Raw genomic sequence first — 22060 nt, 5'->3', positions numbered from 1 at the left:
TGGCCGGTGCCTCCTCCCGTCAGCCGAGGGCGACCTCGGCGGCGGCGAGGAAGGCGTCGTTCTCCTCAGGGGTGCCGATGGTGACCCGGACACCGTCACCGGCGAACGGGCGGACGATCACCCCCCGGGACTCGCACGACCGGCCGAACTCCACCGCCCGGTCGCCGAGCGGCAGCCAGACGAAGTTCGCCTGGCTGGCGGGCACGTCCGGGACGAGTTTGCGCAGCGACTCGGTGACCCGCTCCCGCTCGGCGACCACCAGGGCGCAGCGTCGGCGTACCTCGTCGGCCTCGGCGAGCGCGGCGAGCGCGGCGGCCTGGGCGGCCATGCTGGTGGAGAAGGGGGTGACCACCTTGCGGACCGCCGCCGCCACCGCCGGGGCGGCGACCAGGAAACCGATCCGCAGACCGGCCAGCCCCCACGCCTTGGACATCGTGCGCAACACCACCACGTTCGGGCGGTCCAGGTAGCTCAGGCCGTCGGGCACGTGCGGGTCGGTGACGAACTCCCGGTACGCCTCGTCGATGACGACCAGGACGTCCTCGCCCACCGAGTCGAGGAACCGGTCCAACTCGGCCTTGCGGACCGCCGTACCCGTGGGGTTGTTCGGGTTGCAGACCAGGACCATCCGGGTCCGGTCGGTCACCGCCGCCGCCATCGCGGTGGGGTCGTGACCGTGCCCCGCGTCGTTGGGCACCCGCACGCTCGTCGCGCCGCTGGTCGCCGCGATGATCGGGTACGCCTCGAAGGAGCGCCACGAGTAGAGCAGCTCGTCCCCGGGCAGGCAGGTGGTCCGGACCAGGTGCTCGGCCAGCGCCACCGAACCGCAGCCGGTGGCGACCTGGTCGACATCGACCCCGTACCGCTCGGCGAGGGCCTCGCGCAGCGCCACCACACCCATGTCCGGGTACCGGTGGGAACCGGCCACCGCCTCGGTCACCGCCGCCACCACACCGGGCAGCGGGCCGTACGGCACCTCGTTGCTGGCCAGCTTGATCGCCTCGGGGAGTCCCAGCTCGCGGGCCAGGTCCGCCGGGCTGCGACCCGGCACGTAGTTGGGTAGCGCGTCGAGGTCGGCGCGGGTCAACCGCAGCGGCTGCTGAGGCCCAGGGGTCTGCGTCATGACGTCTCCTTCTCCGGTTGGGGGTTCTCGGAGCCGGGGGTGGGGGTGCCCGCCGTCCGGGGGACCTGGATCATCACGGTCTGGGCGCGTTTGTCGTGCAGGGCCTGCCGCAGCGGGTGGTCGAACAGCGGCGACAGGGCGTCGATGAGCTGGAGTATCAGACCCAGCCCACAGCAGTACCAGAGCAGGGTGGGCAGGCCGAGGGTGTTCCACCGGCGCAGCGACCGGCCGAACCCGAGCGGGGCGTCCTCGGCCATCGGGACGGCCCGGATCCGCATCACCCGCTTGCCGAACGTCTGACCGCTCGACGCCATCGCCGGGACCTCGTAGGCGAACCAGAGGGCGGTGGCGATCAGGAGGATGGCGACCTGGAGGCCACCGGCCTGGTCGCCGGGCGGGGGAAGCCCGTCGGTGGAGGAGTCACCGGCCATCGCCCGGCGCATCACCTCCCGCCAGTACGGCGTCATCTCGTCGACGTAGCGCCAGACGAACCAGCCGTTGACCACCGCGTTGAGGGCGAACACGATGCCGAAGTCGATCAGCCGGGCGACCAGCCGGGCACCGTACGAGGCGAGCGGGAAGCCGTGCGGTCGCGGGGCGGGCGGCCGGATCGCCCAGGCCTGCTGGGGCCAGCCGGGCGGTGCCCCGTACCCGGGGGGCCAGGGGGGCTGCCCGGGCGTGCCCGGCGGCGGTCCCGACCAGCCGGGTGGGGGCGGGGTGCCCGGCTGCTGGGCCTCGGGGCCACCGGGCGTGCCAGGGCTTCCAGGGCCGCCGGGGGTGCCGGGGCCTCCAAGGCCGCCGGGGGTCCCAGGGCCGCCGGAGGTGCCGGGGCCGCCGGGGGTGCCGGGGCCGCCGGGGGTGCCGGGGCCGCCGGGGGTGCCGGGGCCGGGGGGTGTGCCGGGTGGGGGCCACCTGTCGGACCGCCCGTCGGCGTGCCGGTCGGCTGTGATCCGGCGGTGGCGGGCGACCCGGTGCCGCCCGCCGCCGGGGTCTCCGGCGGGGTGGGCGGCGGGGTCGGTTCGGGCTCCGGCGGGCCGTCCGGCACGGGGGCGTCGACTCCGATGGCGGCACCGATCCAACCCCCGCCGTCCCAGTACCGTCGGGTCTGCGGGTCGGCCGGATCGACGTACCAGCCGGGGGCGACGCTCACCGCGCCACCTGCGGGCTCCGGACGGGGCCGGTCGGCCCGATGCCGGCTCGGACGGGACCTTCGCTCTGCTCGCTCACCTGGACACCTTAACGACGCCGCCGTCGTACCAGCCTGGCACCGGGACCGGACTCCATCCGCTCACAGGTTCCCGCGTCGCTCCTGCTCCCGTTCGATCGCCTCGAACAGGGCCTTGAAGTTGCCCTTGCCGAAGCCGAGCGAACCGTGTCGTTCGATCAGCTCGAAGAAGACGGTGGGTCGGTCCTGCACCGGCTTGGTGAAGATCTGGAGCAGGTAGCCGTCCTCGTCCCGGTCGACCAGGATGCGGCGGGCCTTCAACTCCTCGATCGACACCCGGACCTCACCGATGCGGGCGCGCAGCTCCGGGTCGTCGTAGTACGAGTCGGGGGTGGCCAGGAACTCCACCCCGGCCGCCCGCATGGCGTCCACGCTGGCCAGGATGTCGTTGGTGGCCACCGCGATGTGCTGGGCACCCGGCCCCTGGTAGAAGTCGAGATACTCGTCGATCTGCGACTTCCGGCGGGCCACCGCCGGCTCGTTGAGCGGGAACTTGACCTTGCGGGTGCCGTTGGCGACCACCTTGCTCATCAGCGCCGAGTAGTCGGTGGCGATGTCGTCACCGACGAACTCGGCCATGTTGGTGAAGCCCATCACCCGCCGGTAGAACTCCACCCACTCGTCCATCCGGCCCAGCTCCACGTTGCCGACCACGTGGTCGACGGCCTGGAAGAAACGCTTGGGCTGGAGGCCCGCGTCGATCATCGGCTGCCGGTCCACGATCGGCTCCCGGGCCACGAAACCGGGCAGGAAGGGGCCGGTGTAGCGGGACCTGTCGACGAGGGTGTGCCGGGTGTCGCCGTACGTGGCGACGGCGGCCAGCCGGACGGTGCCGTGGGCGTCGGTGACGTCGTGCGGGTCGAGCAGCCCGGTCGCACCCTGGCCGGTGGCGTGGGCGTACGCGGCGTCGACGTCGGGGACCTCCAACGCGATGTCGGACACGCCGTCGCTGTGCCGGGCGACGAAGTCGACCTCGGGGGCGTCCGGGCGGACCGCCCCCCGCAGCACGAACCGGGCCGAACCGCTGGTCAGCACGTACTCCGCGTGGTCGCGGTAGCCCTGTTCCGGACCCCGGTACGCCACGCAGGTCATCCCGAAGGCCGTCGAGTAGTAGTGCGCCGCCTGTTTGGCGTTGCCCACCACGAAGGTCAGGTGGTCGAGCCCGCGTACCGGGAACGGGTCGCGGCTGATGTCGTGGTCCACGGCGCCGACGAGTTCGTCGACGTCGACCTCTCCGCTCGACTGCTGTCGATCGATCGCCTGGGTCATCGCGGGCTCCCTCCTGCGCCGGCCGCCTCGTGGGCGACCATCCTGTGTGGCGAGGATCGCGGGCGGCAGCGGGTTGGGCAACTGTCAGCGTCGTACCTGGTCAGGTTGTGCATTCGGTATGGTCCACGGGCATGGCAGCTGAACATTCTGTACAGCTCGACGGGCTCGACGTCAGCCTGGTCGAACTGCTCACCGAGGAGCCCCGGATCGGGGTGCTGGAGTGCTCCCGCCGGCTCGGGGTGGCCCGGGGCACCGTCCAGGCCCGGCTGGACAAGCTGGTCGGGCGCGGGGCGATCGACTTCGGCCCCGACGTCGCCCCGGCCGCGATCGGATTCGGGGTGACCAGCTTCGTCACCCTGGAGATCAGTCAACGGCACGGCCACGACCCGGTCACCGCCCACCTCGCGGCGATCCCCGAGGTGTTGGAGGCGCACACCATCACCGGCACCAGCGACCTGCTCTGCCGGATCGTGGCCCGCTCCAACGCCGACCTCCAACGGGTGATCGACCAGATCGTCGCCAACGAGGCGATCCGCCGGGCGTCCACCACCATCGCGCTGGCCGAGCAGATCCCGTACCGGACCCTTCCCCTCGTCCGCTCCACCGTCCAATAGCACGCCGTCCGCGAGAAAGCGGTACGACACGGGTTCACGACCGTTCGACCTGACGGAGATCGTGGCTACCGTGTCCGATGTGGCGAACCAGAAGGGCCTCGGCGTCAAGAGCTTCCTCGCGCTCGCCCTGGTCGCGGTCGTGGCCCTGGCCGCCACCGGCGTCTGGAACCCCTTCCCCGGGATGTGGGACTGGGTCAAACGGAGCAAGCCGATCTCCGAGCCCGACGTGGTCTGGCAGGAACGCATCGGGGGCACCCCGCGCAGCGTCACCATCGCCGGGGACGCCGTCGTGGTCGAGCAGCGGACCCGGGTCGAGGCCCGCAGCCTCGCCACCGGCGTACAACTGTGGGAACGCAAGGCGGACTGGGCGGCGGTGGCCGGGGGCGACCGGGACTCCGTCGTCGCCGTGGGCAAGCTCCTGGTCAAGGGGTACGAACTCCTCGACCCGAGCACCGGGGCGACCCGTCGCCGGGTCGACGACGCGGTGGCCGTGTGGACGTACCGGAACATGCTCCTGGACGCCCGGTGCGCCGGACCGACCGACTGCACCCTGAGCGCGTGGGACCCGCGCGGCAACGCGCCGATCTGGACCGCCTTCCTCCCCGGGGTCAGCACGTCCTGGCTGGCCGACAACCCCGACCTGCTCGACACCCGTCGGCTCACCGCCCTGCGGGTCGACGACCAGGTGGCCGGGCCGGAGCCGGTGCCACCGCTGCTCGGCTTCCCGGTCGACGGGCGGGTGCACGTCGTGGACACCGCCACCGGCCGGGTCCTCCAGGACGTCCAGCCGGCCCGCGACGAGCGACTCTCGGTGGTCGGTGGCCGACTCCTCCGGCTCACCGCCCGGTCCGGCGACGGTGCCTGCCTGTTCGGCATCTCCGCCGTCGACCCGGCCACCGGGCAGCAGGTCTGGCAGCGTTCGGGGGTGAACCTGCGGACCGCCGACAGCGCCGGCTGTGCCCAGCGGGAGAACCCCCAGGGCGCCCGCAACGTCCTGATCGGGGTGACCCCGGACGGCCGGGAGGCGGTCCTCGACGGGTACGACGGACGGGTGTTGCAGCTGGGCGCGGAGGGGGAGAGCCTGCTCGCCGTGGACGACCGGTACGCAGTGGTCCGCACCCCCGACAAACGGTCGCTCGTCGGCCGGGAACTCGGCGTCGACAAGCCCGGCTGGGACCGACCGGCCGGTGAGAAGAGCACCGCCGCGCTCACCCCGTACGCCGCAGTGCTCTCCGACGAGAAACCGACCCGACTGGTGGCTGTGCACCCGCGTACCGGCCGGGAGTTGGTGAGCCTGCGGACCGCAGCGAACGCCCTCGCTGTCGGTCCCGCCGGGATGGTGATCGGCGAGGGCCGCGAGATCGGGTACGTCCTGTTCGGCGCGGGCGGGTCGAGGCCCCCGGGTGACTCCGGGGCGGGCGCCCCGGGCTCCGGGGACGCCCCGGGTGGTCCCGGCGCTCCGGGAGCCCCCGACGGATCGGGGCGGTGCGGCCCGAAGGGGGAGGGCTGCCCCGAGACGGGTGCCGACAAGGACGGGTGAGCCCTCGACCGGCGTGCCCCCGGGGCCGGTCCGGTCCGCGACGGGGCGTGCCCCCGGGGCCGGTCGGGTCTGCCGTCGGGCGTCCGGCGGGGCCGGTCGAGCACGGAAAGTACCGGGACTCACCCGGCGGTTGGGACGGATTGATTCGACTGGCCTAGGCTTTCGCCTCATGAGCAGTGCCGCCGCCTTCTCGTACGCACCCCTGCTGCCGACCGGCCCGGACCAGACCGAGTACCGCCTGGTCACCGACGAGGGCGTCGACGTCGTCCACGGCCCCGGGGGTCGACGGTTCCTCACCGTGGATCCGGCGGCCCTGACCGCCCTGACCGCCGAGGCCATGCACGACATCGCGCACTTCCTGCGCCCGGCCCACCTGGCGCAGCTGAGGGCGATCATCGACGATCCGGCGGCCTCGCCGAACGACAGGTTCGTCGCCATGGACCTGCTGCGCAACGCGAACATCGCGGCCGGTGGGGTGCTGCCGATGTGCCAGGACACCGGCACCGCGATCGTGATGGGCAAGCGCGGCCGGCACGTGCTCACCGACGGCACCGACGCCGAGGCGATCTCCCGGGGCGTCTACCAGGCGTACACCAGACTCAACCTGCGCTACTCCCAGCTCGCCCCGCTGACCATGTGGGACGAGCGCAACACCGGCAGCAACCTGCCCGCCCAGGTGGAGCTCTACGCCGAGGACCCGGACGGGCACCCGGACGCGTACAAGTTCCTCTTCATGGCCAAGGGGGGCGGCTCGGCCAACAAGTCGTACCTCTACCAGGAGACCAAGGCGCTGCTGAACCCGACCCGGATGATGCAGTTCCTGGAGGAGAAGCTGCGGCTGATCGGCACCTCGGCCTGCCCGCCGTACCACCTGGCGATCGTCATCGGCGGCACCTCCGCCGAGTACGCCCTCAAGACCGCCAAGTACGCCTCGGCCAAGTACCTCGACGCGCTGCCCACCGAGGGAACGATGAGCGCGCACGGGTTCCGGGACCTGGAGCTGGAGGCGGAGGTGCTGGAGTTGACCCGCAACTTCGGCATCGGGGCGCAGTTCGGCGGCAGGTACTTCTGCCACGACGTACGGGTGGTCCGGCTGCCCCGACACGGCGCCTCCTGCCCGGTGGCGATCGCCGTCTCCTGCTCGGCGGACCGGCAGGCGGTTGCCAAGATCACCCCGTCGGGCGTGTGGCTGGAACGACTGGAGACCGACCCGGCCCGGTACCTGCCCGAGGTGACCGACGAGACCCTGGACACCGAGGAGGTCGTCCGGGTCGACCTCAACCGGCCGATGGACGAGATCCGGGCCGAGCTGTCGCGGTACCCCGTGAAGACCCGGCTCTCCCTGACCGGTCCCCTGGTGGTGGCCAGGGACATCGCCCACGCCAAGATCGCCGAGCGGCTGGACGCCGGTGAGCCGATGCCGCAGTACCTCCGGGACCATGCGGTCTACTACGCCGGCCCGGCCAAGACCCCCGAGGGGTACGCATCCGGCTCGTTCGGCCCGACCACCGCCGGTCGGATGGACGCCTACGTCGAGCGGTTCCAGGCCGCCGGTGGCTCTCAGGTGATGCTCGCCAAGGGCAACCGCTCAGGTCAGGTCACCCGCTCCTGCCAGGAACACGGCGGCTTCTACCTCGGCTCGATCGGCGGCCCGGCCGCCCGACTGGCCCAGGACTGCATCAAGCACGTCGAGGTCCTGGAGTACCCGGAGCTGGGCATGGAGGCGGTCTGGAAGATCGAGGTGGAGGACTTCCCGGCCTTCATCGTGGTCGACGACAAGGGCAACGACTTCTTCGCCGAGGTCACCAAGCCCGTCCTCACCATCACCCCCCGCCCCTGACCCCTCCCCTGACCCCTGCTCCCGCCGGACGCCCACGTTGATCAAGGGATTTGCGTCATCTCCGGGCTGTCCGGTGACGCAAATCCCTTGATCAACACGCCTTGATCTACGCGCCTTGGGCACCGTGCCGTCGGGGGTGAGCCCGATGTCTCGGGATTCGGACCTGGCCAGCCGGTGGTCGGCCGATCGGTGGGTCGGTGGGTCGGTTGAGATGCTGCCGTCGACATGCGTCGGGTCGACATCTGGCGGCCATCAGTTACTGCTGAACGCAGTACGGCAGATCGTCCGGAACGTGGAGGGCTGACTCGGCGGCGGGCTCGGCCTGACCGGCTTCTACCGGCCGCCGCGGGCCCAGTGCGGCAACGGGCCAAGTGAGGCCGGCGGGGTGAGGCTGGCAGGCTTGGGGTGATGCAGGCGGCCCGGCGGGGTGAGGCTGGCGGGCGGCAGGCGATGCAGGCCGTCCTGCCTGGCGGGGGTGACGTGGGGCATCGACTGTGGAGCTGGTCCTACGAACGGGGCGGCCCGGGACTCGCGGGATTCTGGTCTCGGGGCCAGTCCTGCTGGGGCGGGGTGGCTCCGGATGGCTGGATGCCAGCCTTAAGCCGGTCCTACGGATGGGGCAGCTCCACAGTCAATCCGACCGACGTCCCCGGCTGGCATTTCGGTAGCCGAACCGGGCGACATCCTCGGCCGGCACCCGGCACCCGGCACCCCGGCACCCCGGCACCCCGGCACCCCGGCACCCCGGCACCCCGGCACCCCGGCACCTTGGCACTCCGGCACCTGGCGCCTGGCGCGCTGGCGCCCTGACGCGGCGCGCTGGCGCCCTGCGGGCTGATGCCCTGACGCCCTGGCGCGCTGGCGGCCGGGTCGGCCGACAGTCCCGGGTGGGATTCCGGTAGTGAGCTGAGCGGTGTCCCGACGTCGACAGCGCGGGTCCAGTGAGCAGGGGGCGGGCGGACGGGGGCCGCTCGGCGTCGGCGAGGGTGAGGCCGTAGGGGTGATCTCCTGAGCCGCTGCGAGCCGTCGCCGGGCGCGGCAGGATGGAACGCGTGACGACTCCAGAGGCAGTGGGCTACCGGATCGAACGCGACTCGATGGGTGAGGTGGAGGTGCCCGCCGACGCGCTGTGGCGGGCGCAGACGCAGCGGGCGGTGCAGAACTTCCCGATCTCCGGGCGGGGCATCGAACCGGCCCAGATCCGGGCGCTTGCCCAGATCAAGGGGGCGGCGGCCGAGGTCAACGGAGAGCTGGGGGTGATCGGCGCTGACGTGGCGGCGGCGATCGCCACCGCCGCCGCGCACGTGGCCGACGGGGGGTACGACGACCAGTTTCCTGTCGACGTGTTCCAGACCGGGTCGGGGACCTCGTCGAACATGAACACCAACGAGGTGATCGCCACCCTCGCCGGTCGGGAACTGGGCCGGGACGTGCACCCCAACGACGACGTCAACGCCTCCCAGTCGAGCAACGACGTGTTCCCCTCCTCGATCCACCTGGCCGCCACCGAGGCGGTGACCGGGGACCTGCTGCCGGCCCTGGCCCACCTGGCCGAGGCGTTGGAGGCGAAGGCGGCCGAGTTCGAGACGGTGGTGAAGGCGGGGCGGACCCATCTGATGGACGCCACCCCGGTCACCCTCGGCCAGGAGTTCGGTGGGTACGCCGCCCAGGTCCGGTACGGCATCGAACGGCTGGAGTCGGCCCTGCCCCGGTTGGCGGAGCTGCCGCTGGGCGGGACCGCCGTCGGCACCGGCATCAACACCCCGCTGGGCTTCGCCGCGGCGGTGATCGAGAAGCTTCGCGCCTCGACCGGCCTGCCGGTCACCGAGGCCCGCAACCACTTCGAGGCCCAGGGTGCCCGGGATGCGCTGGTGGAGACGTCCGGGCAGCTGCGTACCGTGGCGGTGGGTCTCTACAAGGTCGCCAACGACATCCGGTGGATGGGCTCCGGTCCTCGCGCCGGCCTGCGGGAGCTGCGGATCCCCGACCTCCAGCCGGGGTCCTCGATCATGCCGGGGAAGGTGAACCCGGTGGTCTGCGAGGCGGTCCGGCAGGTCAGCGCCCAGGTGGTCGGCAACGACGCCACGATCGCCTTCGCCGGGTCCCAGGGCGACTTCGAGCTGAACGTGATGCTGCCGGTGATGGCCCGCAACCTCCTGGAGTCGATCCGACTGCTCTCGGCCGCCAGCCGGTTGCTCGCCGACCGGTGCGTGGTCGACCTGGTCGCGGACGTCGAGGTCTGTCTTGCGTACGCCGAGGGGTCGCCCTCGATCGTCACCCCGCTCAACCGGCACCTCGGGTACGACGAGGCGGCCTCGATCGCCAAGGAGGCGCTGGCCAAGCAGGTCTCCATCCGCGAGGTGGTCGTCTCCCGTGGTCACCTGCGGAGCGGGAAGCTCACCGACGAGCAGCTCGACGAGGCGCTGGACCTGCTCCGGATGACCCACCCCTGATCTGTTTCGGTCCGTTCGTGGCGGCCCCGGCCGACAGGTCGGGCCGCCCCAGGCCCCGTGGTGGACGCGGTGGTGCCCCGTCGTCAGCCCTTCTCGGAGGCGGCCTTGCGGGCCCGGTAGGCGCTGACCGCCGCCCGGTTGCCGCACCCTGCGTCACAGAACCGTCGGGACCGGTTCCTGGACAGGTCGACCAGGACGTTGTCGCACTCCGGGTGGGCGCACCTGCGCAGGCGGGTCAACTCGCCGCTGCGGACCACGTCGGCCAGGGCCATCGCGGCCTCGACCGCCATCCGTCGGGCCAACGGCGCGTCGCGGGGCACGGCGTGCAGGTGGTACGGCTCGTCGTCGTGCCGGATGAGCTGCGGCAGCGCCTTCGTCTCCCGCAGGAGCCCGTTGACGACGGCGACCGTCTCGTCCTCGTCGGCGTACCAGACACGGCGCAACTGGGGACGTAGTTCGCGTACGGCGCGTAACTCCGCCTCGGTCCGGTCGTGTCGACCGGTGAAGCCCTGCGCCGCGACGAAGGCTGCCAACGTGGTGACGTCGGGTAGTCCCTCGTTTCGGCCGGCGGTGTTGACCAGGGCGGCGGCGGTGACCAGCGCGCACTCTGTGTCATGGGCGAACAGCAACTTGACTCCCGTCGTGGGGGACACCTAGCGTCATCGCCGAATCGTAGATCGCTCATGACGGCTCGCCGAGTCGAGGAGATTCGATGCATTCCCGTCCGGTGGTCGGTCTCGGTCTCGTCCTGGTGCTGCTCTCCGCCCTGACCTTCGCCACCTCCCCCATTTTCGCCCGGTCCCTCATCGATGCCGGATGGTCGCCGGAGGCGGCGGTGATCGCCCGGGTCAGCGTCGGCGCCCTGGTGCTCGCCGTCCCGTCGGCGATCGCGTTGCGTGGTCGGTGGTCGGTGTTGCGTCGCAACCTGGCCGCCATCGGACTCTTCGGGGTGCTCGGGGTGGCGACGGCGCAGGTCTGCTTCTTCTACGCGATCAGGTACCTGCCGATCGGGGTGGCGTTGCTGGTGGAGCACCTCGCCGTCGTCCCGGTGGTCCTCTGGATGTGGCTGGCGTACGGTCAGCGTCCACGTCGTCTGACGGTGGCCGGTTCGGTGGTCGCCGTGCTCGGCCTGGTGTTCGTCCTGGACCTGACCGGCGCGACCCGGATGGACCCGGTCGGGGTGCTCTGGGCGTTGGCGGCGGCGGTCGGCCTGGCGGGCTACTTCGTGCTCTCCGAACGGATCGACGGCGAACTGCCGGCGGTGGCCCTGGCCACCGGTGGAATGGCTGTCGCGGCCGTCGTGCTGGGGCTGCTCGGGGCCATCGGGTTGGTGCCGCTGAACGTCAACTTCGGAGAGGTCTCCTTCCTCGGGGAGCCGACCAGTTGGCTGGTGCCGGTCGCCGGGTTGTCGCTGGTCACTGCGGTCGTGTCGTACCTCACCGGGATCGCCGGTACCCGGATCCTCGGTGCCCGACTGGCCTCCTTCGTCGGGCTGATCGAGGTGGTGTTCGCGGTTCTCATCGCCTGGCTGGTCCTCGCCGAGTTGCCCACTCTCGTCCAGCTCTTCGGTGGTGTCCTGATCGTCGGCGGGGTGGTCCTGGTCCGGCTGGACGAGCTGCGGGGCGTACCGACCGTCGGTGGGGTCGACCTTCCGTCGCCGGAGACCGCGACCACCCGTAGCGGTTCCTGACCGTCGTCGGGGCCGTCCGGCCCGGGTGGCACCCTTGCCTGCATGCTGACGCACATCGTGTTCGACGCCGACGAGACCCTGCTCGACCTGCGCTCGGCGGTCACCGGCGGGCTGGAAGCCGTACTGGGTCGGATGCGGCAGCTCGACCCGGCGGCCGCGGTGACCCTGGGGGACCTGGAGTCGGACTGGGATGCGGTCTTCGACGGGATGAGCGCCGCCCCGGTCGCCGAGATCAGACGGGCCGCGCTGACCCGGTCGGTGGCCCGGGCCGGACTCGACGAACACCTCGACGCGATCGCGGACCTCTTCTTCGAGCGACGCTACGCGCTCACCCGTCCGTTCCCGGACGTGCTGCCCGCCCTCGCCACCCTGCGGCGGCACCACACGCTCGGCTTCGCCACCAACGGCAACAGCCGGGCAGAGCGGTGCGGCCTGGCGGGTGAGTTCGCGTTCGAGGTCTACGCCCACGAGGACGGCCTGCCGAAGAAGCCCGCCCCGGAGTTCTTCGAGGCCGTCGTGGCGGCGGCCGGAGTCGCCCCGGACCGGATCGTGCACGTCGGCGACTCACCCGCCCACGACGTCGTCGCCGCCCGACGGGCCGGGCTCCGCGCGGTCTGGCTCAACCGGGCGGGCCTGCCCCGCCCGGCCGACCTGCCCGCCGACGCCGAGATCGTCACCGTCACCGAACTGGCGGCGGTCGTCGCCGAGTTGTCGGCCGGGTAGCCGGGAACGGCGCCGTTCACCGGTCCAGCCCCGCCCGGTCAACGCGGCGCGGACCTCCTGCACCAGCGCCGGAAACTCCCGCTGCGACCGACGGGCGGTCACGGGCAGGACCAGCCACCCCGCGCGGGAGAGGTGGTCGTCGCCGGGGTCGCCCCGGCCCGACAGTGGGTTCACCGATGTCGCGTACCGGATGGCGACCTGGAACTCGGGCCAGGCCAGGTGCGCCGACACGGCGAGGCCGGACGGCAGCTCGACGGGGTGCCGGGACACCGGCCGGGGCAGTCCGGTCAGGGTCAGCCGGACCCGCAGGTGCGACTCCGTGGGCGACCGGGCGGTCGGGTCGGCCAGATCGAAGACCCAGCGGGCCCGCCGTCCGCCGGGCCGGTCGCCGTTGCATCGCAGCAGGGCGTCGAGCGCGTCCGGCGTCGTGAGGCCGCGTTGCAGCAGGGAGTCGACGACACCCACCGCGAGCACCGGTTCGAGCCACACCGCCGTCTCCCAGGCCGCCTGGGTCGGATCCGTGCGGGGCGGGCCGTCCCCGCGCTCCGGCGGGCACCGCACCGGGGGCGACGGGTGGGGGTACGAGCAGGAGTGCACCCGGAGCCCCTGCTGGCGGCGGATTCCGGCCCGGGGCGGGACGAGGACGTGGACGTCGTCGCCGAAGCCGGCGGCGTGCTCCACCCCGTGCAGGTAGGCCGCCGAGGGACCGGCGACGGCCGCGCCCTCCGGTAGTTGGAGGGCGACCGCCCGGCAGGCGAGACGGTGGTCCTGCGGCAGGCGGGAGTCGGCGTACACGTCGCGGCGCAGGCGCACCCACTCCGTTCCCCGGAGCCGGTACGCGGTGAGCAGGCCGCGCCGGACCACGTCCGACCCCCGGAACACCTGCCAGGCGAGTTCCTTCGGTCGATCGGTGTGCAGTGGCATACCGGCAGCCTGCCGCTCGTGACCCCCCGTCGGGCACCCCTGTGGACAACCGGCCGTCCACCCGCCACCCACCCCTGTGGACAACCCCCGATCGACCGCCCGACTGTGGTATCAGGCCAGGGCGGTGGCGATGGTGGTGGCGGCGGCGCACACCTGCGTACCCACCTCGTCGACGTCGAGCGGGGCCAGGGCCACCACCCCGACGCTGGCCTCCAACCCGGGGACCCCGAGCACCGGCGCGGCCACCCCGTACGCACCGGCCTGCAACTCCCCGGCGGTGGTGACCGGCCCGGCGCGGCCGTCCCGCCCGGCGAGGATGGCCTGCCCGGCGGCACCACGGTCCAGCGGGTGCCGGACGCCGGCCCGGTACGCCACGTGGAACGTCGTCCAGCTCGGTTCCACCACTGCCAGGGCCACCCCCTCGCCCCCCTCGACGACCGTCAGGTGGGCGGTGGCGCCGGACTGTTCGGCGAGGCGGCGCAGGGCGGGCAGGGCGCCCTCGGCGAGCAGCGGCTGGGCGCGGCGGGCCAGGTGCAGCAGCCCCGCCCCCAGGCGCAGCCGACCCTCGGTGTCGCGTCGCAGCAGGCCGTAGCCGGTGAGCGGGCCGACCAGCCGGTACACGGCGGCCCGACCGATGCCGAGCCGGTTCGCCGCCTCGGTGACGGTCAGCCCGCCGGGGGCATCGGCGACCAGATGCAGCAGTCGAAGCCCCCGGTCCAGCGTCTGAGCCGATTCGCCACCGACCGGGGAGAGGGTCGGATCCACTCCAGGAGCGTACGACCCGGTTCCGGGAACACTGGCCAAGTCACCGACAGCTACCCTTGTGCGGTGACACTGCGCCTGTACGACACAGCGACCCGAACGGTCCGGGACTTCGTTCCCCGGCAAGCCGACAGGGTGAGCGTCTACCTGTGTGGTCTCACCCTACAGGCGGCACCGCACATCGGGCACCTCCGCTCCGGCGTCAACTACGACGTGCTCCGCCGGTGGTTGCAGGCCAAAGGCCTGGAGGTGACCTTCATCCGCAACGTCACCGACATCGACGACAAGATTCTGGTCAAGGCCCAGGAACAGGGACGCCCGTTCTGGTCGATCGCGTACGCCAACGAGCAGATCCTCGCCGAGGCGTACCGGTCACTCAACGTGTTGCCGCCGACCTACGAGCCCCGGGCCACCGGACACGTCCCGGAGATGCACGAGCTGATCGCCCGGCTGATCGCCGAGGGGCACGCCTACCCGGCCACCGACGGCTCCGGGGACGTCTACTTCGACGTCGCCTCCTGGCCGGCGTACGGTGCGCTCTCCGGTCAGTCCCCGGCGGACATGCAGTCCGCAGGGGACGCCCCGGACCGGGGCAAGCGCGACCCCCGGGACTTCGCCCTGTGGAAGGGGGTCAAGCCGGGCGAGCCGGCTGACGCCTCCTGGCCGTCGCCGTGGGGGCGGGGTCGTCCGGGTTGGCACATCGAGTGCTCGGCGATGTGCTGGCGCTATCTCGGGCCGGAGTTCGACATCCACGGCGGCGGGCTCGACCTCACCTTCCCGCACCACGAGAACGAGATCGCCCAGTCCCAGGCCGCCGGGCTGCCGTTCGCCAGGTTCTGGGTCCACCACGGGCTGCTCAGCCTGGACGGGGCGAAGATGGGCAAGTCGGCCGGGAACGCCCTCGACCTGGCCTACGTCGCCCGGCTCGGGGTCCGTCCGGTCGAGCTGCGGTACTACTTCGCCGCCGCGCACTACCGTTCCCGGATCGACTACACCGAGGACAACCTGCGCGACTGGGCGGCCGGTTACCGCCGCCTGGAGGGCTTCGTGCAGCGGGCCACCGAACGGGTCGGCGCGGGCGGACCCGGCGAGGTGCCCGCCGGCTTCGTCGCCGCGATGGACGACGACCTCAACACCTCCGCCGCCCTCGCCGTCCTCCAGGAGTACGTCCGGGAGGGCAACAACGCCCTGGCCGTCGACGACGCTGTGACCGTACGCACCGCGCTGGCGGCCGTCCGGGGAATGCTGGATATCCTCGGGGTCGACCCCCTCGACCCGGCCTGGTGCGGTGGTGGCCGGACCGAGGACCTGCGCGACGTGGTGGACTCCCTCGTCGCGTTGGCCCTGGAACAGCGCGCACAGGCGCGGGGTCGCAAGGACTGGGCAGCTGCCGACGCGGTACGCGACCAGCTCAAGCAGGCCGGTGTGGTGGTCGAGGACACCCCGCAGGGACCGCGTTGGACTATTGGAGAGCAGGACTGATGGCCGGCAACTCAGAGCGCCGTGGCCGGCGACTGACCTCGAAGAAGGGCGCCGCCAAGGGCTCCGGTGGCAAGAACCGGGACTCCCTGGCCGGGCGGGGGCGCACGCTGCCCGCCGACGAGCGCCCCTGGCACAAGGGTTACTCGGGCACCGAGCAGCTTCCCCAGCGCACCGCCTGGAAGCAGGACAAGGAGCGGCGGGCCGCTGCCGAGGAGGGGCGGGCCCCGAAGGTCGGGCAGCCCGGCACCAAGGACACCACCTGGGGTAAGGGCAGCCGGGCCGGGGTTCCGTTCAAGCCCGGCCGGAGCAAGGCTCCCGCGGGGCGGGGTGGCGGGGGGCGCAGTGGCCCCCGGGTCGCACCGGGACGTAAGTCCAACCCGGCCAAGGACACCCCGGAGCTGCTGGTCGGCCGGAATCCGGTGCTGGAGGCGCTGCGCGCCCAGGTGCCGGCGACGGCTCTGTACATCGCGCTCGGCATCGACATCGACGACCGGGTCAACGAGAGCGTCCGGACGGCTGCCGACCGGGGCATCGCCCTGCTGGAGATCAGCCGGGCCGAACTGGACCGGATGACCGGTGGCGTGCTGCACCAGGGCATCGGGTTGCAGGTGCCCCCGTTCGCGTACGAGGACTTCCAGGACCTGATGACCGCCGCGCTGGAGCAGACGGCCCCGCTGTTGGTGGCCCTGGACGGGGTGACCGATCCGCGTAACCTCGGCGCGGTGATCCGTTCGGCCGCCGCCTTCGGCGCGCAGGGGGTGTTCGTGCCCGAGCGGCGTGCCGCCGGGATCACCGCGACGGCCTGGCGGACCAGTGCCGGTGCGGCGGCCCGGGTGCCGGTCGCCCAGGTCACCAACCTGACCCGGTCGTTGAAGGCCTGCCAGGATGCGGGCTTCATGGTCGTCGGGCTGGACGCCGACGGCGACACCGACCTCTACGACCTGGAGGCGGCAGTGGGCCCGCTGGTGGTGGTGGTCGGCTCGGAGGGACGTGGGCTGTCGCGTCTGGTGGGGGAGACCTGCGACCTGACGGTGAGCATCCCGATGGTCTCGGAGGTGGAGTCGCTCAACGCCAGCGTCGCCGCCGCTGTCACCCTGGCCGAGGTGGCCCGCCGCCGCGCCAGCGCCTGACCGCCGCGCCAGCGCCTGACCGACGCCTCCGGGCGCGGGTCGACGGGGACCGGAGACGGTCACCGCAGACGGAACGAGAAGGGGTGGTACGCCTGAAGGCGTACCACCCCTTCTTCGTCGGTGCCGAGCAGTCGGTGCCGAGGCGCCGATCAGTCGGTGTCGATCAGATCCGGTGACCGGTGGCGGCGTTGAAGACGTGGCTACGGCCGGTACGCGGCTTGACGAACACGGTGTCGCCCATGTTCGGCATGGACCGGCGGTCGGTTCGCACCACGAACCGCTCGTTGGAGCCGTCCAGGGCGGCGTGGCCGTAGATGTTGGCGTCCGAGCCGAGGTCCTCGACCAGCTCGACGACGACCGGCAGGCCACCCTCGGTCGGGCTGACCAGGTCGCAGTCCTCGGGGCGGAAGCCCACGGTCACCTTGTCGTTGCCGCCCTCGGCGCGGGCCGCCGCGACCTGCTCCCGGTTGAGCGGGACCAGCATGTCGGCGAAGGAGGCACCCTGGTCACCGAGCGCGACGGTCTTGATGTTCATGGCGGGGGAGCCCATGAACCCGGCGACGAAGACGTTGGCCGGGGTGTCGTACAGCGCCCGGGGGGTGTCGACCTGCTGGAGGACACCGTCGAGCATGACGGCGACCCGGTGACCCATGGTCATGGCCTCGACCTGGTCGTGGGTGACGTAGACGGTGGTGACGCCGAGGTTGGCCTGCAGCGACGCGATCTGGGTACGGGTCTGGACACGCAGCTTGGCGTCGAGGTTCGACAGCGGCTCGTCCATGAGGAAGACCTGCGGCTCGCGGACGATGGCCCGGCCCATCGCGACCCGCTGGCGCTGACCACCGGAGAGCGCCTTCGGCTTACGGCCGAGGTACTCGTCCAGCTGGAGGAGCTTCGCGGCTTCCTTCACCCGGCGGTCGATCTCGGCCTTCGGGGTCTTGCGCAGCTTGAGCGCGAACGCCATGTTCTCGTACACCGACATGTGCGGGTAGAGGGCGTAGTTCTGGAACACCATCGCGATGTCCCGCGCCTTGGGCGGCAGGTGGGTGACGTCGCGGTCGTCGATGTAGATGGCGCCGTCGTCGACGTCCTCCAGCCCGGCGAGCATCCGCAGGCTGGTGGACTTGCCACAGCCGGAGGGGCCGACCAGGACGAGGAACTCCCCGTCGCCGATCTGGAGGTCGAGCTGGTTGACGGCGGGCCGCTCGGTGCCCGGGTAGATCCGGGACGACTTGGCGTAGGTGACCGTAGCCATGAAGTGACGCTTCCTCTCACCGGCAGGAACGTGCCGGACGATCCGAGTAAGGGAGCGACCGGCACGCTTCCGCGCCGGCCCACGGGCGGCACCGAGGTGTCGTCCGTGTCACTGAACCGTAAACGCCTTTCACGTTCCTGCCAAGGTGGGGCGTCCACCGACGGGATGCACCGGTAGGGCATATCGGACACTCGTGCACGGCGAGGCATCAATCGTCGCCGACGATTGCAGCGTCGTCGGACCGCTATCCGTTACGTCGGGTCAAGAAGACGACGTTTCCGGTGGTGGGAGGGCCTGGCAGGCGGGATATCGAGACGCCAGTCGCTATGCTGACGGGCGAACGATCGGCTGAGGCTCGCTCCTGCGCCGATCGGGCCCCTGTAGCTCAGCTGGCCAGAGCACCCGCCTTGTAAGCGGGATGTCGCCGGTTCGATCCCGGCCGGGGGCTCCACGGTGAACGGGCGCCCCGTCGACGCGGGCGCCCACCCCCCTGCCCACCTGCGGGGGTGCCCGCCGGGCGGGTGGTCACGGCACACCCGGTGGGCCGCTGCGCTCCCGCCCGCCGACCCGGCTCCGCCGTCGGGTCGACGTGACCGGACGGGCGTGGTGCAGGGGAGCGCTGAGCCGCTCGGCCATCCGTACCGTCAACTCGCTGTCGACCAGCGGTCTGTTCACCTCCCCGGCGACCGCCAGCGCCGGGGTGGAGACCGACCGCCAGATCCCGGCGAGCCCGGCACCCAGCCCGACCAGGGCCACCGCGCCCCGGGCGACAGGCGACCCGCTGGCCGCGACGGCGCTCACCCCGACCACGACGAGCAGGACGGCCAGCAGCGGTACCAGCACCGGGACGAAGATCCCCCGGACCGCCTCCACCACCAGCCGCCGGTCCCGGATGATCAGGTTTCGGGCGACGTGGGCCCAGTCGTCCTCGTCGAGCAGGTCCCGAGGGTGCAGGCTGCCGGTGAGGACGCTGCGCCAGCGTTCCCCCTGGTCCCGGAGTCCACCGGCGAGACGGGCCAGGTCGGTCGTCGGGTCCGGGCCGGCCGCCGCCGCCCGCACGGCCCGGGTCCAGGCGGCCAGCGACCGACGGACCACCCCCGCCGCGTACGGTGGCAGGACCGCACCCAGCTCCTCCAGCCATCGGGAGATCTCCGCCTGCCGTTCGGTGAACCGGGGCAGCAGCGGATCCCGGTCGCAGTCACGGGCGGTGTCGGCGAGGGACCTGCCGAGCCGGTACGCCCGCCCGATCCGTGGATCGGTGGCCATCGTCCAGCCGAGCACGTCGAGGTTGAGCGCGTCGAGCAGGTGCAGGAGGTCCCGGGTCCAGTCGGCGGTCAGCGCGTCGTCGGCGTCGATCCGGTGGTGTGCGGCCCCGGTGTCCGGCAACCGCCGACGGTCGGTCGTCGCCGGCTGCCGCGTACCCGTCAGTCGGGCCAGCTCGGCGAGGGCCACGTCGACCCCGTCCAGGTACATCCGCAGCCGGTGCCGTACCGGCATCTCGGTGAAGTTGGAGAGCTTGCCGGGGTGGACCCCGGGGGTCGCGTCCGGGGCGGGAGGCGTCCGGGTACCCCGGTCCTGGGGTGCGGCGGCGGGGCAGCGTACCTGGTGGAAGGCGTCGGCGAGCCACCAGCCGAGCCGGAGCGCGACAACGGTCCCGGCCCGCTCGACGCCGACCGGCCCGTGCTGGTCGTGCCGGTCGGCGGGGACCGGCACGACCTCCGTTGCGGGCGGACGCAGGGACACGCCGTTCGACCTCGATTCGTTCACGGTCAGGGTGCGCTGTTCGCCCACACCCTAGGCCGGAAAGAAGCCTCGAATCACCGCAAGTCGACTATTGCGTCCCTCCGTGCTCACCGGGTGGCGAGGATGCCCCTGGGGCGGATGGAGCGGACCGGTTCCGCGGCGGCCCCCTCGGCCCGCAGGACGTGGTTGGCCGCGATGATGCCGGTCGCCGCCGACCGTTCCATCAGCGCGCTGGGAAAGTCCGTGGCGATGCCGTCCCCGGCCAGGTAGAGGCCGTCGGCGTCGGTACGCACCCCCGGGCGGGTGGCGTGGCTGTTCGGAGTGAAGGCCGGCGCCTGCGCCTCCACCCGGGCGCGCAGCTCACGCACCCGGAGCCCGGCGAACTCCGGCCAGAGGACGCCCAGCTCCACCCGCATCCGCTCGGCCAACTCCTCGGCCGCCACACCGGGGTCGCAGGCGTACGCGTGTAGCTCGACGACGGAACCGCCGGTGCGCTCGGCCCAGATCCTCGGCTCGTTCTCCAGCCGGTGGTAGAGGGTCACCGAGTCCAGGGTGGGCTGCCGGGACACCCCGCTGAACACCGCCCGCCGCCGGGACACGTCCCCGTCCAGCCAGTACCGGGCCACCGCGTACGGCGGTCCCGGGGTGCCGAAGGCGGCCATCCGCTCCACCAGTCGCGGTGCCTCCCGGGACAGGTCGGGGGAGGCCTCGACCAGCGCGGCCAACGCCGGTGGATCCACAGCGAGCACCACGTGGGCGGCCGGGTACGCGGTGCCGTCGGCGGTCTCCACCCGCCACCGGTCACCGTCACGGTGCACTGTCCTCGCGGCGGCCCCGGTGACCACCCGACCGCCGTGCCGTCCGACGTGCCGGGTCAGCGGGGCCCAGATCGCTGTGGCGTAGTCCTCGTCGGGGCAGTCGAAGGCCAGCCCCTCCCCGTTGCCGAGCAGGTAGAAGTGGAACTGGGCGACCATCTCGGCGGCCGACATCTCGTGCTCGTGGTTGAAGAACGAGTGCGAGAAGACCTCGAAGAGCATCGCCCGGGCCCGGTCCGGCAGCTTCAGGGAGTCGAGCAGCTCGGCGGCGGTGGTCCCGTCGAGTTCGGCGTACGTGCGGACCGGATCGTAGGTGAGCAGCGGCAGAGCGGCGTCCCGGTCCATCTGCCGCAGGTCGGGCAGGCGGACGCTGGGGCTGCGGGCGAGCAGGGTGAGCAGGTTCATCGGGGGCGCGGGCGGCAGCCTGCCGAACTCCTCGGTGGGCCACTGCTGCGACAGGATCGGATAACCGGGGATCGGCTTGAGGAACCCCAGCCCGGGGTCGATCCGACGCAGGATCGAACGCCAGTTGTAGTACTGCCGGAAGAACGCGTGGAAACCGTGCTCGACCATCTGCGTACCGTCGTCGAGCTGCTCCGGCCACGCGCCGAGACGTCCGCCCAGGGTCGACGCGGCCTCCAGGACCGTCACCCGTACGCCCCGTTCGGCGAGCACCACCGCTGCGGACATGCCGGCGATCCCCCCGCCGACCACCACCACGTCGACCGGGTGCCGGACCCGTCGGGGGCCGCCCCCACCGGGATCGACCCGGTGCTGCCGTACCCCGATGAACCGCCCGATCCGCTGCGACAGCGCCATGTGCACCCTCTCGGCCCGATGAAGCCCCAGTCTGCCCCAGAACGTGCCCCCCGACGGGGGCAGCACCGGCCGGACGCGCGGGGACAGCACGACCCGGACACGCGGGGACAGCGACCCGGCTGGTTCAACCGCAGCGGCGGGGGCGGTCGGAGGGTGGCCAGACGTACTCCAGGTCGGGTGGGGTGGTGTCGCCGAAGAACGGGCCGTAGTGGTCGGGGTCCTTGCGCAGCAGCGACGACCGGTGGCTGCGGTGCAGGTCGTCGCGGCCCAGCCAGGGCGGCAGCTCACCCGCCTCGGCCAGTTCGGCCTGTCCCCGGATCCGGGCCGGACCGCAGGCCCCGGCGAAGTCGGTGGTCAGGGTGGTCGCGCAGGTGTCCGCCCGACCGGGGGCGCACCACACGGTGCACATGTCCAGGCCGTAGCGGACCAGCGCCTCCTCGTACCCGGCCCACATCTTCACCGCCGGGTGGTTGCGCCAGCCGTACCCGGGTCGGGTCAGGCCGCGCAGCACCTGGATGGCCTCCACCCGCTGCTTGCCCAGCCGCTTGACGTCCAGCACGCGGGCGCTGGCCAGGAAGTCCGGGTACGGCAGGAACGTCTGCACGCCCCCTGCTCTACCCGTCCTCCGGCCCGCCATGCGCCACCGTCCCGCC

The 22060-nt window shown here is 72.4% G+C and carries 17 protein-coding genes, 1 tRNA gene and 1 pseudogene; 9 read left to right on the top strand and 10 right to left on the bottom strand.

The window, feature by feature from the left end:
• Positions 1-19 precede the first annotated feature (19 nt).
• The 4 genes and pseudogenes from hisC to hppD all read right to left on the bottom strand — a co-directional run bounded on the left by hisC (position 20) and on the right by hppD (position 3617).
• A complete protein-coding gene (gene hisC, locus WHN02_RS02940; protein WP_434741940.1) occupies positions 20-1123 on the bottom strand; it encodes a histidinol-phosphate transaminase in 1104 nt (367 codons plus the stop codon).
• Entirely contained in the window at positions 1120-2202 is a 1083-nt protein-coding gene (locus WHN02_RS02935) for an RDD family protein (RefSeq protein ID WP_434741939.1), read from the bottom strand. Before WHN02_RS02935 ends, hisC begins: the two co-directional genes overlap by 4 nt.
• Before the next feature lie 8 nt (positions 2203-2210).
• Positions 2211-2273 (bottom strand): annotated as a pseudogene (locus WHN02_RS02930) (DUF2510 domain-containing protein); the annotation flags it as partial.
• Positions 2274-2411: 138 nt separating this feature from the next.
• Positions 2412-3617: a 4-hydroxyphenylpyruvate dioxygenase gene (gene hppD / locus WHN02_RS02925; RefSeq protein WP_434741938.1), complete on the bottom strand. Its 1206-nt coding sequence runs from the start codon at positions 3615-3617 to the stop codon at positions 2412-2414.
• A 131-nt stretch (positions 3618-3748) separates the two neighbouring features.
• Here hppD and WHN02_RS02920 point away from each other — a divergent pair, with 131 nt between their 5' ends.
• The 4 genes from WHN02_RS02920 to WHN02_RS02905 all read left to right on the top strand — a co-directional run bounded on the left by WHN02_RS02920 (position 3749) and on the right by WHN02_RS02905 (position 10064).
• Positions 3749-4231 (top strand): Lrp/AsnC family transcriptional regulator, encoded by a 483-nt coding sequence (locus WHN02_RS02920; RefSeq protein WP_434741937.1) that lies wholly within the window; start codon positions 3749-3751, stop codon positions 4229-4231.
• Between the two features lie 79 nt (positions 4232-4310).
• Positions 4311-5771, top strand: a complete 1461-nt coding sequence (locus WHN02_RS02915; protein WP_434741936.1) for a hypothetical protein — start codon at positions 4311-4313, stop codon at positions 5769-5771.
• Between the two features lie 169 nt (positions 5772-5940).
• Positions 5941-7611: a fumarate hydratase gene (locus tag WHN02_RS02910; protein WP_434741935.1), complete on the top strand. Its 1671-nt coding sequence runs from the start codon at positions 5941-5943 to the stop codon at positions 7609-7611.
• A 1052-nt stretch (positions 7612-8663) separates the two neighbouring features.
• Complete coding sequence (locus tag WHN02_RS02905; RefSeq protein ID WP_434741934.1) at positions 8664-10064, top strand: class II fumarate hydratase; 1401 nt, start codon at positions 8664-8666, stop codon at positions 10062-10064.
• An 83-nt stretch (positions 10065-10147) separates the two neighbouring features.
• On the opposite strand, the gene WHN02_RS02900 is transcribed toward WHN02_RS02905, so the two are convergent.
• Entirely contained in the window at positions 10148-10693 is a 546-nt protein-coding gene (locus tag WHN02_RS02900; protein ID WP_434741933.1) for a CGNR zinc finger domain-containing protein, read from the bottom strand.
• Positions 10694-10776: 83 nt separating this feature from the next.
• Between WHN02_RS02900 and WHN02_RS02895 the strand changes: the two genes are divergently transcribed.
• Together WHN02_RS02895 and WHN02_RS02890 are read left to right on the top strand one after the other, a co-directional pair.
• Positions 10777-11754, top strand: coding sequence for an EamA family transporter (locus WHN02_RS02895; protein WP_434741932.1), 978 nt, complete (start codon positions 10777-10779; stop codon positions 11752-11754).
• 42 nt (positions 11755-11796) lie between these two features.
• The gene (locus WHN02_RS02890) at positions 11797-12477 is read left to right on the top strand and encodes an HAD family hydrolase (protein WP_434741931.1); all 681 of its coding nucleotides are present in this window, start codon (positions 11797-11799) and stop codon (positions 12475-12477) included.
• 1035 nt (positions 12478-13512) lie between these two features.
• On the opposite strand, the gene WHN02_RS02885 is transcribed toward WHN02_RS02890, so the two are convergent.
• A complete protein-coding gene (locus tag WHN02_RS02885; protein WP_434741930.1) occupies positions 13513-14166 on the bottom strand; it encodes an IclR family transcriptional regulator in 654 nt (217 codons plus the stop codon).
• 63 nt (positions 14167-14229) lie between these two features.
• On the opposite strand from WHN02_RS02885, the gene cysS reads away from it, so the two are divergent.
• Both cysS and rlmB read left to right on the top strand, forming a co-directional pair.
• The gene (cysS, locus tag WHN02_RS02880) at positions 14230-15645 is read left to right on the top strand and encodes a cysteine--tRNA ligase (protein WP_434741929.1); all 1416 of its coding nucleotides are present in this window, start codon (positions 14230-14232) and stop codon (positions 15643-15645) included.
• Entirely contained in the window at positions 15645-16775 is a 1131-nt protein-coding gene (rlmB, locus tag WHN02_RS02875) for a 23S rRNA (guanosine(2251)-2'-O)-methyltransferase RlmB (protein WP_434741928.1), read from the top strand. The genes cysS and rlmB overlap by 1 nt, the downstream gene beginning before the upstream one ends.
• Positions 16776-16938: 163 nt before the next feature.
• On the opposite strand, the gene WHN02_RS02870 is transcribed toward rlmB, so the two are convergent.
• Positions 16939-18030, bottom strand: a complete 1092-nt coding sequence (locus WHN02_RS02870) for an ABC transporter ATP-binding protein (RefSeq protein WP_434741927.1) — start codon at positions 18028-18030, stop codon at positions 16939-16941.
• 374 nt (positions 18031-18404) lie between these two features.
• Between WHN02_RS02870 and WHN02_RS02865 the strand changes: the two genes are divergently transcribed.
• Positions 18405-18481: transfer RNA gene (locus tag WHN02_RS02865), tRNA-Thr, on the top strand.
• 74 nt (positions 18482-18555) lie between these two features.
• Here WHN02_RS02865 and WHN02_RS02860 read toward each other — a convergent pair.
• The 3 genes from WHN02_RS02860 to WHN02_RS02850 form a co-directional block, all read right to left on the bottom strand.
• Positions 18556-19773 (bottom strand): hypothetical protein, encoded by a 1218-nt coding sequence (locus WHN02_RS02860; RefSeq protein ID WP_434741926.1) that lies wholly within the window; start codon positions 19771-19773, stop codon positions 18556-18558.
• Between the two features lie 107 nt (positions 19774-19880).
• The gene (locus WHN02_RS02855) at positions 19881-21407 is read right to left on the bottom strand and encodes a hydroxysqualene dehydroxylase (protein ID WP_434741925.1); all 1527 of its coding nucleotides are present in this window, start codon (positions 21405-21407) and stop codon (positions 19881-19883) included.
• Positions 21408-21531: 124 nt separating this feature from the next.
• On the bottom strand, positions 21532-22011 hold the full coding sequence (locus WHN02_RS02850; RefSeq protein ID WP_434741924.1) for an MSMEG_6728 family protein: 480 nt from the start codon (positions 22009-22011) through the stop codon (positions 21532-21534).
• Positions 22012-22060: the final 49 nt, after the last annotated feature.

This window comes from Micromonospora sp. SH-82 (genome assembly GCF_051132485.1).
GTDB lineage: Bacteria > Actinomycetota > Actinomycetes > Mycobacteriales > Micromonosporaceae > Micromonospora.
The sequence above is the reverse complement of the archived record's forward strand: the minus strand, read 5'-3'. Positions and strand labels throughout refer to the sequence as shown.

What these genes read in the sequence shown, in the direction of transcription:
- hisC (WP_434741940.1), bottom strand. Translation starts at nt 1,123, where the DNA reads ATGACGCAGACCCCTGGGCCTCAGCAGCCGCTGCGGTTGACCCGCGCC.
- hppD (WP_434741938.1), bottom strand. Translation starts at nt 3,617, where the DNA reads ATGACCCAGGCGATCGATCGACAGCAGTCGAGCGGAGAGGTCGACGTC.
- WHN02_RS02920 (WP_434741937.1), top strand. Translation starts at nt 3,749, where the DNA reads ATGGCAGCTGAACATTCTGTACAGCTCGACGGGCTCGACGTCAGCCTG.
- WHN02_RS02910 (WP_434741935.1), top strand. Translation starts at nt 5,941, where the DNA reads ATGAGCAGTGCCGCCGCCTTCTCGTACGCACCCCTGCTGCCGACCGGC.
- WHN02_RS02895 (WP_434741932.1), top strand. Translation starts at nt 10,777, where the DNA reads ATGCATTCCCGTCCGGTGGTCGGTCTCGGTCTCGTCCTGGTGCTGCTC.
- WHN02_RS02890 (WP_434741931.1), top strand. Translation starts at nt 11,797, where the DNA reads ATGCTGACGCACATCGTGTTCGACGCCGACGAGACCCTGCTCGACCTG.
- rlmB (WP_434741928.1), top strand. Translation starts at nt 15,645, where the DNA reads ATGGCCGGCAACTCAGAGCGCCGTGGCCGGCGACTGACCTCGAAGAAG.
- WHN02_RS02870 (WP_434741927.1), bottom strand. Translation starts at nt 18,030, where the DNA reads ATGGCTACGGTCACCTACGCCAAGTCGTCCCGGATCTACCCGGGCACC.
- WHN02_RS02855 (WP_434741925.1), bottom strand. Translation starts at nt 21,407, where the DNA reads ATGGCGCTGTCGCAGCGGATCGGGCGGTTCATCGGGGTACGGCAGCAC.